The organism is Streptomyces sp. NPDC002536 (assembly GCF_053594995.1).
On record NZ_JBSFWU010000140.1, the window covers coordinates 1 to 15,158 of the forward strand.

At 71.3% G+C, this 15,158-nt stretch carries 20 protein-coding genes; 15 read left to right on the plus strand and 5 right to left on the minus strand.

The genetic code is table 11. The features are described 5' to 3' along the window. Nucleotides 1–173: 173 nt before the first annotated feature. Together rpsN and rpmB are read right to left on the minus strand one after the other, a co-directional pair. Nucleotides 174–479, minus strand: coding sequence for a 30S ribosomal protein S14 (gene rpsN / locus ACWD4B_RS32205; protein ID WP_451424084.1), 306 nt, complete (start codon nucleotides 477–479; stop codon nucleotides 174–176). Continuing rightward, a complete protein-coding gene (rpmB, locus tag ACWD4B_RS32210; RefSeq protein WP_451424085.1) occupies nucleotides 479–715 on the minus strand; it encodes a 50S ribosomal protein L28 in 237 nt (78 codons plus the stop codon). Before rpmB ends, rpsN begins: the two co-directional genes overlap by 1 nt. 50 nt (nucleotides 716–765) lie before the next feature. On the opposite strand from rpmB, the gene rpmG reads away from it, so the two are divergent. From rpmG to ACWD4B_RS32235, 5 genes are all read left to right on the plus strand, one after another. Beyond that, complete coding sequence (rpmG, locus tag ACWD4B_RS32215) at nucleotides 766–930, plus strand: 50S ribosomal protein L33 (RefSeq protein ID WP_451424086.1); 165 nt, start codon at nucleotides 766–768, stop codon at nucleotides 928–930. A gap of 5 nt (nucleotides 931–935) precedes the next feature. After that, the gene (locus ACWD4B_RS32220) at nucleotides 936–1,199 is read left to right on the plus strand and encodes a type B 50S ribosomal protein L31 (protein ID WP_451424087.1); all 264 of its coding nucleotides are present in this window, start codon (nucleotides 936–938) and stop codon (nucleotides 1,197–1,199) included. Further along, nucleotides 1,199–2,353, plus strand: a complete 1,155-nt coding sequence (locus ACWD4B_RS32225; RefSeq protein ID WP_451424088.1) for a CobW family GTP-binding protein — start codon at nucleotides 1,199–1,201, stop codon at nucleotides 2,351–2,353. Before ACWD4B_RS32220 ends, ACWD4B_RS32225 begins: the two co-directional genes overlap by 1 nt. A gap of 53 nt (nucleotides 2,354–2,406) precedes the next feature. Further along, nucleotides 2,407–2,682: a 30S ribosomal protein S18 gene (gene rpsR, locus ACWD4B_RS32230; protein WP_451424089.1), complete on the plus strand. Its 276-nt coding sequence runs from the start codon at nucleotides 2,407–2,409 to the stop codon at nucleotides 2,680–2,682. Nucleotides 2,683–2,817: 135 nt separating this feature from the next. After that, nucleotides 2,818–3,057 carry a DUF397 domain-containing protein gene (locus ACWD4B_RS32235; protein WP_451424090.1) on the plus strand — a complete coding sequence of 80 codons (240 nt, stop codon included), beginning with the start codon at nucleotides 2,818–2,820 and terminating at the stop codon, nucleotides 3,055–3,057. Between the two features lie 110 nt (nucleotides 3,058–3,167). Here ACWD4B_RS32235 and ACWD4B_RS32240 read toward each other — a convergent pair whose 3' ends face one another. Next, nucleotides 3,168–3,707: an ATP-binding protein gene (locus ACWD4B_RS32240; RefSeq protein WP_451424091.1), complete on the minus strand. Its 540-nt coding sequence runs from the start codon at nucleotides 3,705–3,707 to the stop codon at nucleotides 3,168–3,170. Nucleotides 3,708–4,038: 331 nt separating this feature from the next. Here ACWD4B_RS32240 and ACWD4B_RS32245 point away from each other — a divergent pair, with 331 nt between their 5' ends. The 4 genes from ACWD4B_RS32245 (at nucleotide 4,039) to ACWD4B_RS32260 (ending at nucleotide 7,723) form a co-directional block, all read left to right on the plus strand. Further along, entirely contained in the window at nucleotides 4,039–4,902 is an 864-nt protein-coding gene (locus ACWD4B_RS32245) for a helix-turn-helix domain-containing protein (protein WP_451424092.1), read from the plus strand. Nucleotides 4,903–4,989: 87 nt separating this feature from the next. Further along, nucleotides 4,990–6,456, plus strand: a complete 1,467-nt coding sequence (locus tag ACWD4B_RS32250) for an aldehyde dehydrogenase family protein (RefSeq protein WP_451424093.1) — start codon at nucleotides 4,990–4,992, stop codon at nucleotides 6,454–6,456. A 102-nt stretch (nucleotides 6,457–6,558) separates the two neighbouring features. Continuing rightward, nucleotides 6,559–7,101, plus strand: coding sequence for a DinB family protein (locus tag ACWD4B_RS32255; protein WP_451424094.1), 543 nt, complete (start codon nucleotides 6,559–6,561; stop codon nucleotides 7,099–7,101). Nucleotides 7,102–7,162: 61 nt separating this feature from the next. Further along, nucleotides 7,163–7,723 carry a PadR family transcriptional regulator gene (locus tag ACWD4B_RS32260; protein ID WP_451424095.1) on the plus strand — a complete coding sequence of 187 codons (561 nt, stop codon included), beginning with the start codon at nucleotides 7,163–7,165 and terminating at the stop codon, nucleotides 7,721–7,723. An 8-nt stretch (nucleotides 7,724–7,731) separates the two neighbouring features. On the opposite strand, the gene ACWD4B_RS32265 is transcribed toward ACWD4B_RS32260, so the two are convergent. After that, nucleotides 7,732–8,088 (minus strand): DUF4190 domain-containing protein, encoded by a 357-nt coding sequence (locus ACWD4B_RS32265; RefSeq protein WP_451424096.1) that lies wholly within the window; start codon nucleotides 8,086–8,088, stop codon nucleotides 7,732–7,734. Between the two features lie 138 nt (nucleotides 8,089–8,226). On the opposite strand from ACWD4B_RS32265, the gene ACWD4B_RS32270 reads away from it, so the two are divergent. The 4 genes from ACWD4B_RS32270 to ACWD4B_RS32285 all read left to right on the plus strand — a co-directional run bounded on the left by ACWD4B_RS32270 (nucleotide 8,227) and on the right by ACWD4B_RS32285 (nucleotide 11,841). Next, entirely contained in the window at nucleotides 8,227–9,459 is a 1,233-nt protein-coding gene (locus ACWD4B_RS32270) for a sensor histidine kinase (RefSeq protein ID WP_451424097.1), read from the plus strand. Then, nucleotides 9,456–10,133 carry a response regulator transcription factor gene (locus tag ACWD4B_RS32275; RefSeq protein WP_451424098.1) on the plus strand — a complete coding sequence of 226 codons (678 nt, stop codon included), beginning with the start codon at nucleotides 9,456–9,458 and terminating at the stop codon, nucleotides 10,131–10,133. The genes ACWD4B_RS32270 and ACWD4B_RS32275 overlap by 4 nt, the downstream gene beginning before the upstream one ends. A gap of 186 nt (nucleotides 10,134–10,319) precedes the next feature. After that, the gene (locus ACWD4B_RS32280) at nucleotides 10,320–10,997 is read left to right on the plus strand and encodes a DUF4232 domain-containing protein (RefSeq protein ID WP_451424099.1); all 678 of its coding nucleotides are present in this window, start codon (nucleotides 10,320–10,322) and stop codon (nucleotides 10,995–10,997) included. Between the two features lie 85 nt (nucleotides 10,998–11,082). Further along, nucleotides 11,083–11,841, plus strand: coding sequence for a MerR family transcriptional regulator (locus tag ACWD4B_RS32285; protein ID WP_451424100.1), 759 nt, complete (start codon nucleotides 11,083–11,085; stop codon nucleotides 11,839–11,841). 65 nt (nucleotides 11,842–11,906) lie between these two features. On the opposite strand, the gene ACWD4B_RS32290 is transcribed toward ACWD4B_RS32285, so the two are convergent. Then, a complete protein-coding gene (locus ACWD4B_RS32290) occupies nucleotides 11,907–12,275 on the minus strand; it encodes a YbjQ family protein (RefSeq protein ID WP_336410727.1) in 369 nt (122 codons plus the stop codon). Nucleotides 12,276–12,499: 224 nt separating this feature from the next. On the opposite strand from ACWD4B_RS32290, the gene ACWD4B_RS32295 reads away from it, so the two are divergent. After that, nucleotides 12,500–13,192, plus strand: coding sequence for a DedA family protein (locus tag ACWD4B_RS32295; protein ID WP_451424101.1), 693 nt, complete (start codon nucleotides 12,500–12,502; stop codon nucleotides 13,190–13,192). A 106-nt stretch (nucleotides 13,193–13,298) separates the two neighbouring features. Continuing rightward, nucleotides 13,299–14,978, plus strand: coding sequence for a threonine/serine ThrE exporter family protein (locus ACWD4B_RS32300; RefSeq protein WP_451424102.1), 1,680 nt, complete (start codon nucleotides 13,299–13,301; stop codon nucleotides 14,976–14,978). The last annotated feature ends 180 nt before the right edge of the window (nucleotides 14,979–15,158 follow it).

Here is a 15,158-nt window from a genome sequence, read left to right on the forward strand (position 1 = left end):
GTCTGACAACGGGGGCTTCGCGCCCCGTCAGGGGCGCGGGGAACTGCGCGCTCAGCCACCGACGGCCTGCAGCCGACGCACCACCCCGGGGACCTCGACTGCGGGCGCGTCGTGGCTGATCGCGCAGTTCCCCGCGCCCCTGACGGGGCGCAGACTAAGGAACGGTGCCCCTTTTACCAGCTCGCCTTCCGCACCCCCGGCAGGAACCCCGCATGTGCGGCGGCCCGCACATTGATCCGTGACAGGCCGAAGGCCCGCAGGTGGCCGCGCGGGCGGCCGTCCACCGAGTCCCGGTTCCGCACCCGCGTCGCGCTGGCGTCGCGCGGCTGCCGCGCCAGCTCCGCCCGGGCCGCTGCGCGCTCGTCCTCCGGCGCCTGCGCATCGCGGATGACGGCCTTGAGCACGGCCCGCCGTGCCGCATACCGCGCCACCGTCAGCCGGCGCTTCTCGTTCTTCGCGATCTTGCTCTTCTTCGCCATCAGACCTTCACCCCTCGTGCGCGGATGCGTGCCACCGCGGCCTCGATCCCGATCGAGTCGACCGTCTTGATCCCCTTCGTGCTGAGCACCAGCCGGACGTATCGCCCCTCGCTCGGCAGCCAGTACCGCTTGCGCTGCACGTTGGGGTCGAAGCGGCGGGCGGTGCGCCGGTGGGAGTGGGACACGGAGTTACCGAACCCCGGCCTGCGGCCGGTGAGTTGGCAGTGGGCGGACATCGTCAGTCCCTCCAGATGAAAATGGAAACCATTTCTGTATAGTAGCGCCCATGGCCCGCAACGAACTACGCCCGGTCGTCAAGCTCCGGTCCACCGCCGGGACCGGCTACACCTACGTGACCCGCAAGAACCGCCGTAACGATCCCGACCGAATCTCCCTGCGCAAGTACGACCCGGTCGTCGGCCGGCACGTCATCTTCCGAGAGGAGCGCTGACCGTCATGAAGCCCGGAATCCACCCCTCCTACGGCCCCGTCGTCTTCCGCGACCGCGCCGCCGACTTCGCCTTCCTCACCCGGTCGACCGCTACCAGCGACAAGACGATCGAGTGGGAGGACGGCAACACCTACCCCGTGATCGACGTGGAGATCTCCTCGGCGAGCCACCCCTTCTACACGGGCACCGCGCGCGTCATGGACACCGCAGGGCGCGTGGAGCGCTTCGAGCGCCGTTACGGCAAGCGCGGCCGGGGCGGGGCGCGCTGATGTCCGCCCCACAGTTGCCCGTGGTGCTGGTCGGCGGACTGCACGGCGACGCCCGCCGTGCCGTCGTCGAGCGGCTGCTGCACACCGTGCCGGGGTCCGTCGCCCTGCACCACGACCTGGCGACGGCCATCGCCGGGACCGTCCGCCGGACCGTGCGCGACCGCTCGGGGATGCTCGACGAGGGCGAGGCGCCGCTGGTCAACGACTGCGCCTGCTGTGCCCTGCGCGAGGACCTGGTGCCGGAGCTGGAGCGGATCGCCGCGGCCGGGACGCACCGGCTCGCGGTCGTGGAGCTCTGGGACTCCGTCGAGCCGAAGGCGATGGCCGAGGTCGTGGCCGCGCACGGCGGCCCGGACGTGCGGCTGACCGGGGTGTTCACGGCCGTGGACCCGGTCCTGGTGCTGCCGTGCCTGGGCAACGGGGACGACCTGGCCGAGGCCGGCCTGGCCGCCGCGGCGACCGATCAGCGGACCGTCGCGGACACGTTCGCGCGGCAGTTGGAGTACCCGACGGTGCTGGCGATCGCGGCGGCGGAGGACGTCTCCGACGCCTCCGACCACACGATCCTCGCCCAGCTCACGCCCGGGGCCCGCCGCATCCCCGTCGGTTCCGTCGAGCTCGCCGCGGCCGCGGTGGCCGGCTTCGACGTCGAGGCCGCGGCCCTGCGGCAGCACCCCGCCTGTGCCCTGCTGCCGCAGGAGGCCGACGCGGACGGCGTCGGCACGCTCGTCTGGCAGGGCCGCCGCCCCTTCCACCCCGGGCGGCTCCACGCGGCGCTGGAGGACCTGACCTGCGCCGCGGCCCGCAGCCGGGGGCGGTTCTGGCTCGCCGACCGGAGCGACACCCTGCTCGCCTGGGACGCGGCGGGCGGCGCCCTGTGCGTGGAGAACGCCGGGCCCTGGCTGGCCTCGCTGCCGGACGCCGCCTGGGAGTTGGTGCCCCCGGCCCGCCGGGTGGCCGCGGCGCTGGACTGGCACCCCGAGCACGGTGACCGCGCCCAGTACCTCACCTTCACCTCGCCCGGGCTCGACGCCGACGGACTGCGTTCGCTGCTGGAGTCGTGCCTGCTCACCGATGCCGAATATGCCGCAGGCCCGGCCGCCTGGCGCAGTCTTTCGCACGCCTTCGACGAACTCCTCGACCCCGTTTCCTGATCCGTTTCCTGATCCGGAAAGATCCGGAACGATCCGAAAGGACCGCCCTCCCCATGCCCCCCGGTCATCGCAACAACCGCAAGGCCCCCAGGCCCCGCCGCAATCCCCTGGACGCGGCGGGAATCACGTACGTCGACTACAAGGACACCGATCTCCTGCGGAAGTTCATTTCGGACCGCGGGAAGATCCGCAGCCGCCGGGTGACCCATGTCACCGTGCAGCAGCAGCGGCAGCTGTCCAGGGCGATCAAGAATGCCCGCGAGATGGCGCTCCTGCCCTATTCCTCCGCGGTTTCCGCTGGACGTCCGGCTTCCGGTCGGAATCCGTGAAGTAGCGACCGGAACACCCAACGTGCACGTGCATCGGCTCATGCATGAGCACATGAACGCAGCTATGATCCGGAGCAGTTGTCATCCCTGAATCCACGTCCTGGGATGCCCCCTGCAATCATCCGGGAGAGCCCAGTGCCCCACGCGTACAACGGCATGGCTGCATCGGACATCGACGGTGTCGTCTGGAGAAAGAGCCGTCACTCCAACTCCCAGGGCTCCTGCGTGGAGTTCGCAAAACTGCCGGGTGGCGGGGTTGCCGTGCGCAACTCCCGCCACCCGGAGGGCCCCGCTCTCGTCTACACCCCCGCCGAGATCGAGGCCATGCTGCTGGGAATCAAGGACGGCGAATTCGACTACCTGATACGGGACTAGGCCCCGTGCCGGGCCGTCGTCCCGTCGGCAGGTCGCACGACTCCCCTCCAGTCGTACGGCTTTCCGTCGGAATTCCGCCGTGTGCGGGCAGCGCGCTGCGCAGCCGCCGGCTAGAGCGGGAACCCGTCGCGGAGCCCCCCGTCGCCCCCGTCGGGCCCGCTCTCGCGCGGCAGTCCGAACAGCGCCCACACCACCTTGCCCCGCAGCGCCCCCGCCAGCGGGTGCCATCCCCAGCTGTCGCTGAACTGCTCCACCAGAAACAGCCCGCGGCCGCACTCGTCCCCCGCGGCGGCACGGCCCGCGACGGGGCCGGCCTCGCTCGGATCGCGTACGGCACACACGAGTCGCGTCGTCCAGCGCATCAGATGGAGGCGTACCGGAGCCTCGTACCCGTCGCCCGCACGGTCGCCCGGTGCGGCGGCGTAGCGCAGAGAGTTGGTCACCAGCTCGGAGACGACGAGCGCCACGTCGTCGAACAGCGCGGCGAGGCCCCACTGTTCGAGCGTGGCTGCGGTGAACTTCCTTGCGCTGCGCACCGCTTCGAAGCGAGGCGGCAGGGAACAGGACGCCGAGTTGGAGACGACGGATGAGTCGATCGCGGGCAGCCCTCTCCATAACGGCGAGAGCACAGTCGATCCTTCGGTACCCATCCGAGGCACTCCTGGCAATCGAGGACGTGACGTGACGTGCACGTGTGCGAGCTCCATGGTTCCCAATGCGCAGGGCGGATGCAAGGGCAGATGCACGTGCACGAGGGGGATTTGGGGGCGCACAGGGCGGTTGGGGAGCAATTCTCCCTGCGCCTCCTGACGTAGAGACTCCGCCTATGGCTCATCTGGGTAACCACACCTGCACGCAACGCAGCCCGGAGATGGCAGACTTCGGCGCCGAGGGCAGCGGGGGTCGCCCTCAGGAGGGTGCGGAAGCGACGACACCACCACACAGCCCTGACACAGGACCGGAAGAGGAAGGGTCGCAGAGATGACCACGAACGAGTCGAGCGGTTCCGTGGTGCGACGCATACTGCTGGGCTCCCAGCTCAGGAGGCTGCGGGAGTCGCGCGGCATCACGCGCGAAGCAGCCGGGTACTCGATCCGGGCGTCCGAGTCGAAGATCAGCCGCATGGAGCTGGGCCGGGTGAGCTTCAAGGCGCGGGATGTGGAGGACCTGCTCACGCTGTACGGGGTCACCGACGGGGCCGAGCGCGAGGCCCTGCTCGGGCTGGCCCGCGAGGCCAATGTGGCGGGCTGGTGGCACAGCTACGGTGACGTACTGCCCGGCTGGTTCCAGACATATGTAGGACTCGAGGGAGCCGCCTCGCACATCTCGGTCTACGAAGTGCAGTTCGTCCACGGCCTGTTGCAGACCGAAGGATATGCGCACGCCGTAGTAGTCCGGGGCAACCCGAAGGCCGACGACGCGGAGATAGAGCGCCGGGTCTCGCTCCGCATGGAGCGCCAGAAGCTGCTCTTCTCGGAGCGCGCCCCGCGCTTCCACGCCGTGCTCGACGAGGCCGCGCTGCACCGCCCGTACGGCGGGCGGGAGGTCATGCGCGGGCAGCTCCAGCACCTCGTCGACATCTCCGAACAGCCCAACGTGACACTGCAGGTGATGCCGTTCGCACACGGCGGCCACTCGGGCGAGAGCGGCGCGTTCGCCATGCTGCGGTTCCCCGAGTCGGACCTGTCGGACGTGGTGTACCTGGAGCAGCTCACCAGTGCGCTCTACCTCGACAAGGGGGAGGATGTGGCCCAGTACGAACGCGTGATGGAGCAGCTGCACGCCGAGAGCCTGCCGCCAGCCGAATCGCGCGAACTGATAGGCCGCCTCCTTCAACTCGTCTGATACATCAGTACGATGACGTCCCATCAGGAGGCCCCAATTCGATAAGGGCGTCACGGGCGCCCCGCTTTTCGCAGACAGGGATGGCGCATGTCCTACTGCTCCTACTTCAACGAACTGGCATTCCAGTACATCGACGGCGAGTGGCGGGCCGGCAGCGGCTCCTGGGACATCGTCGACTTCAACCCGTACGACGGGGAGAAGCTCGCCTCCATCACCGTGGCCACCGTGGCCGAGATCGACCAGGCCTACCGCGCCGCCGAGCGCGCCCAGCCCGGCTGGGCCGCGGTCAACCCGTACCGCCGCCGGCTCGTCTTCGAGCGCGCGCTGCGCATCATCGACGACACCGAGGAGGAGCTGACCGCGGCGATCACCGCGGAATGCGGCGGCACCGCCGTCAAGGCGGCCTTCGAACTGCACCTGGTACGGGAGTTCCTGCGCGAGGCGATCCAGCTCGCACTGCGCGCCGAGGGCCGCATCCTGCCCTCCCCCGACGACACCAAGGAGAACCGCCTCTACCGGGTGCCCGTCGGGGTCGTCGGCGTGATCAGCCCGTTCAACTTCCCGTTCCTGCTGTCGATCAAGTCGGTGGCCCCGGCCCTCGCCCTCGGCAATGCGGTCGTCCTCAAGCCGCACCAGAACACGCCCATATGCGGCGGCGGCCTGGTCGCCAAGCTCTTCGCGGACGCCGGTGTCCCGGCCGGCGTGCTCAACGTCGTCGTCACCGACATCGCGGAGATCGGTGACGCGCTCATCGAGCACCCCGTCCCCAAGGTGCTGTCCTTCACCGGCTCCGACAAGGTCGGCCGGCACGTCGCGACGGTGGCCGCCTCGCACTTCAAGAAGGTCATCCTCGAACTCGGCGGCAACAGCGCCCTGATCGTCCTCGACGACGCGGACGTCGACTACGCGGTGGACGCGGCGGTCTTCAGCCGGTTCGTCCACCAGGGACAGGTCTGCATGGCCGCGAACCGGGTGCTCGTGGACCGTTCCGTGGAGCGCGAGTTCACCGAGAAGTTCGTGGCGAAGGTGCGCACCCTGAAGGTCGGCGACCCGGGAGACCCCGCCACGCACATCGGCCCCCTCATCAACTCCGGCCAGGCCGAGGCGATCACGACGCTCGTGGAGCAGACGGTGGCGAGCGGGGCGACCGCGCTCGTACGGGGCGAGACGGACGGCACGCTCGTCGGCCCGTCCGTCCTGACGGGCCTCAAGGAGGACGCCCCCATCCTGGGCCAGGAGATCTTCGGCCCCGTCGCCCTGATCATCCCCTTCGACGGCGAGGACGAGGCCGTGCGGCTCGCCAACGCGACCCCGTACGGCCTGAGCGGCGCCGTCCACACCGGGGACGTCGAGCGGGGCGTGCGGGTGGCCAAGCGCATCGAGACGGGCATGGTGCACGTCAACGACGCGACGGTGCACGACGAGGCGATCGTGCCGTTCGGCGGCGAGAAGCACTCCGGAGTGGGGCGGCTCAACGGGGACGCGATGGTGGACGCGTTCACGACGACGAAGTGGATCTCGATCCAGCACGGCCGGAGCAGATTCCCGTTCTGAACGCGCGCGTCCGTGTCGCGTGGCGCGTGTAGGACAGGAACTGACCTCCTTCGGCCCTACCTTGGAGCCGTTCGCGAGGACGACGACCGAAGGAGAGCTCCCATGCCCACCCACGTGACCGAACCGGACCCCTCCGACGAGCGCGGCACCCTGCTGGCCTTCCTGGAGGCGCAGCGCGGCGGCATCCGCCGCGCCGTGCTCGGCCTGACGGAGGAGCAGGCCCGGCAGAAGCCCAGCGCCAGCGAGCTGTCCCTGGGCGGCCTGCTCAAGCACGTCGTCGAGGTCGAGCACAACTGGCTCCGCATGGCCCAGCAGCTGCCGCCGGAGGTCCAGCGCGACGAGTCCAACTGGCCGGACAGCTTCCGCCTGGCGGAGGGCGAGACCGTGGCCGGAAGGCTCGCGCACTGGGAGAAGGTGCGGGCGGAGGTGGAGGAGTACATCCGCGGGCTGCCGGGCCTGGAGCAGACCTTCCCGCTGCCGGAGCGTCCGTGGTTCCCGCCGCAGACCCGGGTGTCGATGCGGTGGCTGCTGCTGCACCTGATCGAGGAGACCGCCCGGCACGCGGGCCACGCCGACGTGATCCGCGAGTCGCTCGACGGCAAGACGGCGTTCGAGCTGGTGGACGAGGAACGCGCGACGGCCTGAGGTGAAAGGGTGGGCCCCGCCCACCCGTTCCTCCGGCCCCTCAGCAAGGAGACCGCACCCGATGTCGGCGATCCGCCTCCTGGTCCTGGGCGCAGTGCGCCAGCACGGACGCACCCACGGCTACCAGGTCCGCGCGGACCTGGAGATGTGGGGCGCCCACGAGTGGTCGAACGCCAAGCCCGGCTCGATCTACCACGCCCTGAAATCCATGGCCCGCCAAGGCCTGATGGTCGAGCACGAGACGGCCCCCAGCGAGGCCGGCGGCCCGCCCCGCACGGAGTACGAACTGACGGCGGCGGGCGAGACCGAGTTCCTCGCCCTCCTCCGCGCCGCACTGACCTCGACGGCCCCCCAACTGGACGTCCTCACCGCAGGAATCGGCTTCCTCACCGACCTCCCGCGGGCCGAGGCCGTCTCCCTGCTGCGGCAGCGCGTGGCCGCCCTGGAGGCCTGGCGCGCCGACATCCGCGCCCGCTGGACCCCGCCCGAGGGCGACGACTGGGGCCACATCGCCGAGATCGGCGGCATGTGGGAGCACCAGGCGGAGAGCGGGGAACGCTGGACGCGGGGCCTGATCGCACGGCTGGAGGCGGGGGCGTACGGGATGGCGGGGGAGGAATAGGAAGTGGGTCAGCTGCCGGTGAGGTGTTGGCGCACGCACTGCTCGTACGCGTGGAAACTGCCGGGGTCGTAGCACGCCTGCGTCTTGTTCGCGTACCAGACCAGGAAGACGGCGACCAGGGCGGAGACCACGATCGCGAGGGACGACGTCACCACGCCGGTCATGGCCCGGCCCCGGCCCACACCGGTCCGTCCGGCCGTCATCAGGGCGGAGATGCCCAGGATCAGGCCGATGACGCCGAGCGGGCCGCCGACGAGGACGACCGAGGTGAGCAGGCCGGTGATGCCCAGCACCTTGGCGGCCACGGCGGAGCCGTTCTTGTCCGTCCTATCCGTCCTATCCGTCTTGTCCATCTGTGCGTTCATGAGCCGTTCTCCCGTCGACTGGTCAGGAGGCGATCCTGATGTCCGGTGGCCCGGGTGCACATCGCGGAAAGGCGGGAGAAAACGCTCCCCCGATCGAGGGAGGCCGCCGGTGGGCGGCCCGGCCATACTGACCTGATCATGCTCGACGGAATCCGGCCGCTGCTGCGCGGCTCCACGTATGCGGGTGCGCTGTTCGCCTGGTGCGGCGCGCTGGTGAGCCTTCCGCTGCTGCCGTTCGCGATGCTCCCGGCCATGGCGTGGCCTTCCGCCCCCTACGGCATGCGGGCGGCTCTCGCCCTGCTGATCTGGGCGGCGCTGACCGGCGCGGTCGGGCTTCCGCGGATCACCCGGCGGGTACTGGTCGCGTGCGCCCGCCGGATGCTGAGGGTGCCGTTGCCGGATCCTGTGGCGAAGCCCGCCGAGCCGTCCGGCGCCGACCGTTGGCGGACCCCGGCGTGGCTGTTGCTGCACGTGGCACTGGGCTGGGCAGGGGCACTGCTGAGCGGTGTCCTGCTCCTCGCGGGCCTGCTCCTCCCCGGGGGCTGGGCCGGCGCCGAGTTCGGGGTGAGCGTGAACGGCTGGTCGCTGCGGCCGGAGCGCGGTTGGCAGAGCTGGGTGGCGGCGCTCGTCTGCGTGCTGCTGGCGGCGGCGATGTGCCTGGTGGTCACGAACGGCCTGCGCCGGCTGGCGCCAAGGCTGTTGGGCCCGTCGGCGGCCGAACGGCTCGCGCTGGCCGCCGAACGGGAGCTGCTGCTGGCCGAACGCAACCGGCTGGCCCAGGAGTTGCACGACTCCATCGGGCACACACTGACGGCGACCACGATCCAGGCGGCGGTGGCGGGCGAGGTGCTCTCCGCCGACCCGGCGGCGGCACGGGCCGCCATGCGCAGCATCGAGGAGTCGGCCCGCGCCGCGCTGGAGGACCTGGACTACGTGCTGGGCGCGCTGCGCGAGGAGAAGGCGGAGACCGCGCCGGCCCGGACCCTGGCCGACCTGCCCGAGCTGCTGGACCGGCTGCGGCACGCGGGCGCGGTGGTGGAGCCGGAGCTGTCGGGCGAGTGGGCGCAGCTGCAGGGGACCCTCTCCCGGGCGGCGTACAGGATCCTGCAGGAGGGGCTGACGAACGCGCTGCGGCACGGGGCGGGCGGCCCGATCGAGGTCCGGGTGGCGGCCGCGCCGGACGCCGTGGAGCTCGGTGTGGTCAACCGGACCGGCACGGGCGCGGGCCGGCGCGCCTTCCCCACGTCCGGGCACGGCCTGCCCGGGCTGGCCGAGCGCGTGCGGCTGCTGCACGGCGAGTTCGAGGCCGGCCCGGACGGCACGCAGCACTGGAGGCTGGCGGTCCGGCTGCCGGTACGGTCGCACGCATGATCGGCCCTGACGCGAGCGCGGCCGTCACCCTCCTGATCGCGGACGACGACGAGGTGACCCGCAGCGGTCTCCGCCTGCTGCTCGCGGCACAGCCCGGAATCACCGTCGTCGGCGAGGCCGCCGACGGCGTCGAGGCGGTCGAGCAGGCGCGGAAGCTGCGGCCGGACGTGGTCCTGATGGACGTGCGGATGCCGCGTCGCAACGGCATCGAGGCCACCCGGCACCTGCTGGCCGGGTCGGCCGACCCCCCGAAGGTCGTGGTGATCACCACCTTCGAGAACGACGGCCACGTCACCGCCGCGCTCGGCGCGGGTGCCGCCGGGTTCGTCCTCAAGCGGCTTCCGGTCCCGCAGATCGCGGAGGCGGTGCGCGTGGTGGCGGCGGGCGAGGCGATCCTCTTCCCCGCGGCGCTGCGCCGGATGGTCGCCGCCCGCCCGCTGGGCTCCGCCGAGGCGCTGCCCAGGGCGGCGCTGACGGACCGGGAGGAGGAGGTGCTCCGGCTGATGGCCACCGGCCTGTCCAACCCGGAGATCGCCAAGTCCCTCACGGTGAGCCTGGAGACGGTGAAGACCCACGTCGGGAACGTGCTGACCAAACTCGGCGCGCAGAACCGCACCCACGCAGTGGTGATCGCGTACGAGTCCGGCCTGGTGGTGCCGGGAGTCACCGCCTGAGAGACCGCCCCCGCGTCCCGGGGCGGCGTTCCAGGGGGCGACGTTTCTGCAGGTCAGATGGGGGTTTTCGTTCCGCCGTCCCGTCTTCTCGGCAGGGCGTTGCGGGGGTGGAGCCGTGGCTCGCAGGGTGGGTGTCGCCGGCCGGTCAGCCGGCTCGTACCGTCACCCGGGGAGAACCGAATCACCATGCGCAAGCACCGCATCCGTACCGCCGCCATCGCCGCCGCCGCGTTCGCCGGGGCGCTGTCGCTGGCCGCTTGCAGCGACGACGCCTCCGCCACGGGCGGTGCGTCCCCGGCCACGTCCGTATCCCCCTCCGCCTCCGTCGCCGCGTCCGCCCCTGCCGCCGCCCCCGCCCCGTCCCATGACGGCAGCGCGCGTACCGCGCAGCCCACGGGCGGCCACGGACACGGCAGGACGCACACCGGTGCGCCCTCCGGCGGTGCCGACAAGAGCGGTCACTACGGCCAGATCTGCGGCGCCAACGACATCACCTGGGGCACCCGCTCGGAGACCCAGGCCGGCGGCTACATCCTCCTCAGTGCCAAGGCCAAGCCCGGCATCACCTGCACGCTGCCCGCCGGTCTCCCGACGGTCTCCTTCGGCTCGGACGGGACCATGGCCGGCCCGGCCGAGCAGGTCGCGGGCGATGCGGTGACGCTGAAGGGGAACACCACCGTCTACGCCGGTGTGAACCCGAAGAGCGCCAACACCGATCACGGCAAGGAGCTCGACAGCATCATCGTCAGCGTGGGCACCGAGGACCCGAACCCGGTGAGTCTGAAGGTCGGCACGATCCTCGTCGACAGGCCGACCGTCACCGACTGGCACACCGACCCCAAGGACGCCGTCCCCTTCGCCTGACATCGGCCCGGTCCTCCTTTCGGCTTGCACCTCACGCAACGTGAGCCCTCATCGTGGAGTGCGTACAGAGAAGGGAGCGGAGGAGATGAGCCACTCCGTGGGACAGGTTGCCGCCTTTGCAGGTGTGACCGTCAGGACGTTGCACCACTACGACGAGATCGGGCTGCTCGTGCCGTCCGGCCGCAGTCACGCCGGGCACCGGCGGTACGAGGACGCGGATCTCGACCGGCTGCAGCAGATCCTGTTCTACCGGGAGCTCGGCTTCCCGCTCGACGAGGTGGCGGCGCTGCTGGACGATCCCGGCGCCGATCCGATGGCGCACCTGCGGCGGCAGCACGGGCTGCTGACCGACCGGATCGAGCGTCTCCAGCGGATGGCCGCCGCCGTCGAACACGCCATGGAGGCACGGAAGATGGGTATTCAGCTCACGCCGGAGGAGAAGTTCGAGGTCTTCGGCGACTACGACCCCGACGAGCACGCGGCGGAGGTCGAGGAGCGGTGGGGCTCCACCGAGGCGTATGCGCAGTCGCAACAGCGCACAGCTGCGTACACCAAGGAGGACTGGAAGCGGATCAAGGCCGCGACCGACGACCTCGACGCGCGGATCGCCGCGCTCGTGGCATCCGGCGCCGCGGCCGACTCGGCCGGGGCGATGGACCTCGCGGAGGAGCACCGGCGGCAGCTCGACGAGTTCTACTACGACTGCTCGTACGAGCTCCACAGCTGCATCGGCAGGATGTACGTCGACGACGAGCGGTTCACCGCCCACTACGACGCGATCCAGCCGGGGATGGCCCTGTTCCTGCGGGACGCCATCCTGGCGAATGCGGCCCGGCGCGGCTGAGCGACGACCGGCAGGCGGGGGGCGGTGCGGGGGACCGTCCCCGCACCGCCCCCTCACCGGCAGGATCACTGCTGCGGGGCGATCACCACGGCCGTGCCGTACGCGCAGACCTCCGTGCCGAGGTCCGCGGCCTCCGTCACGTCGAAGCGGAACGCCAGGATGGCGTTGGCGCCGCGCGCCCGGGCCTGCTCGACGAGCCGCTCCATGGCCTGGTTGCGGGTCTCGACCAGGGTCTTGGTCAGGCCCTTGAGCTCGCCGCCGATCAGGGACTTCAGGCCCGCGCCGATCTGGCTGCCGACGTTCCGGGAGCGCACGGTGAGGCCGAAGACCTCGCCGATCACCCGCTCCACCCGGTGGCCGGGCACGTCGTTCGTCGTCACCACGAGCACATCCGACTGCGCCTGCTGACCGCCGCCGAACTCATTGATGCTCATTGCATCCACCTCCGTCTGTGCAGTTTTGCCGGTCGACGATCGAGACGCACGCCGAGGTCGGCGGGTTGCCACGCACGGTGTCACGTACGGGGGGTGCGGTCCCGGTCGCCCTCCGGAACCGGGCGGTACCCGGGTCCGTTGCATACTTGGTGGCCGCACCGCCTCCCCCGCCTGTGCCCGGGCCTCGCACGAGCCTGTGCCCTCGACCCAGGAGCCTGTCACCCGTGACCCCGACCACCCTCGCGCTCGGCCCCCAGTGGCTGGACTCGGACTACCTGATCGGCCAGTTCGGCCTGCTCGGAGTCCTGGCCATCGTCTTCGCCGAGTCGGGCCTGCTCATCGGCTTCTTCCTGCCGGGAGACTCGCTCCTGTTCACCACGGGCCTGCTGGTCACCACGGGCAAGCTGAACCAGTACCCGCTGTGGGTGGTCTGTCTGCTCGTCGCGCTCGCCGCGATCCTCGGCGACCAGGCGGGCTATCTCTTCGGCCGCAAGGTGGGCCCGGCGCTGTTCCGGCGCCCCGACTCGAAGATCTTCAAGCAGGAGAACGTCCAGAAGGCCCACGAGTTCTTCGAGAAGTACGGGCCGAAGTCGCTGGTGCTGGCCCGCTTCGTGCCCGTCATCCGGACCTTCACGCCGATCATCGCCGGCGTGAGCAGGATGAACTACCGCTCGTTCATCACCTTCAACATCATCGGCGGCACGCTCTGGGGCGCCGGCGTGACGCTGCTGGGCGCCGTGCTCGGCCAGATCGAGTTCGTCCGCAAGAACATCGAGGCGATGCTGGTCGCCATCGTGCTGATCTCGGTGGTGCCGATCGCCATCGAGTTCCTGCGGGCCCGCTCGAAGGCGAAGAAGGCCGGGGACGACGGGGAGCGCCCGATGCCGGTGCAGCGCGGGCGGCACGCGCGCCGCTGAGCCCGGCATTCCGGATAGGCGGCCCCCCGTTGAGCGGCCGTCCGGCCCATCGTGCATCGTGGCCCTAGGGGCAGGAGACTCCCGAGGACACGACGAGGAGCGCGTGGTGGCGGATCGGCAGTGGGGCGGCGACCCGGACGGAGCACCGGGAGAGGACCGGAAACCGCACTCCGACGAGGCGCACAGCGCCTTCACGCCGCCCCTGGGGGTGCCGCTGCCACAGCCTCCCGAGGACGAGCACCCCACCTCCGAGTTCGCCCTGCCGCAAGGCATCGCCGCCGAGTCGGGCAACCGCTCGGAGCGCTCGGCCTTCACTCTCCCCGCGGGCACCACGCCCCCGGCCGGCCACCACGCCTTCACCCCGGCCTACGGCATACCCCGGGTCAGCCTCACCAAGGAGGAGCCCTGGCAGGACCGCATGCGCACCATGCTGCGCATGCCCGTGGCGGAGCGGCCGGTGCCGGAGCGCGGCGAGAAGGCCGAGGGCGAGACCGGGCCGGCCGTCCCCCGCGTCCTCGACCTGACGCTGCGCATCGGCGAGCTGCTGCTCGCGGGCGGCGAGGGCGCGGAGGACGTGGAGGCCGCGATGTACGGCGTCGCGCACGCCTACGGGCTCGGCCGCTGCGAGCCGACCGTCACCTTCACCCAGCTGTCCGTCAGCTATCAGGCGTCCCTCGTCGACGACCCGGTGACCGTCGGCCGCACCGTGCGCCGCCGCGGCACCGACTACACCCGGCTGTCCGCCGTCTTCCGGCTCGTCCACGACATCACCTCGGAGGGCCAGGGCCTGACCCTGGAGGAGGCGTACGGGCGCCTCGCCGAGATCCGCCGCAACCGCCACCCGTACCCGTCCTGGGCGCTGACCGCCGCCGCGGGGCTGCTCGCCGGCGCGGCGAGCATGCTCGTGGGCGGCGGCGTCGTGGTCTTCCTCGCGGCGATGGCCGGGGCCATGCTCGGCGACCGGCTCGCCTGGCTGGCGGCGGGGCGCGGACTGCCGGAGTTCTACCAGTTCGTCGCCGCGGCCATGGCGCCCGCCGCGATGGGTGTCGCGCTCAGCGCGGCGCACTCGTACGTCCACGTCCAGGCCTCGGCCGTGATCACCGGCGGGCTGTTCGCCCTGATCCCCGGGCGGGCCCTGGTGGCGGGCGTGCAGGACGGCCTGACGGGCTTCTACATCACCGCCGCGGCCCGGCTGCTGGAGGTCGGCTACCTGATCGCGGGCATCGTCTGCGGTGTGCTGATGGTGCTCTACGGGGGCGTGCACATCGGCGGCGCGACGCTCAACCCGGAGGCGGCGCTGGAACGCCAGGTGCGGCCGGTCGTCCAGACGATCGCGGCCATGCTGCTGTGCTTCGCCTTCGCGGTGCTGCTCCAGCAGGAACGTTCCACGGTGCTGTACGCGACCCTGAACGGCGGGGTCGCATGGGTCGTCTACGGGGCGCTCGCGGACACCGTACGGCTCGACACGGTGCCGGCCACGGCCGTGGCGGCCGGGCTCGTCGGCCTCTTCGGGCAGTTGATGGCCCGTTACCGGTACGCGTCGGCCCTGCCGTACGTCACGGCGGCGATCGGGCCGCTGCTGCCCGGTAGCGCGGTGTACTTCGCGCTGCTGAACTTCGCCAAGAACGACCTGAACACGGGCATCGCCGGCCTCACCAAGGCGGCGGCGCTGGCACTGGCCATCGCGATCGGGGTCAACCTCGGTTCGGAGATGGCCCGCCTGTTCATCCGCATCCCGGGAGCGGGCGCCGGCCGGCGTGCCGCCAAGCGGACGCGGGGGTTCTAGGGGGGCGCCCCGAAGGGGCGCGGGGAACTGCGCGACAAGCCACGATGCGCCCGCAGCCGACGTCCCGGACCTCTGGGGTGGTGCGTCGGCTGCAGGCCGTCGGTGGCTGATCGCACAGTTCCCCGGGGCCCCGCCCGGGGGGCACCGACTGCCCAACGTAATAGTACAACGCTGAAAATA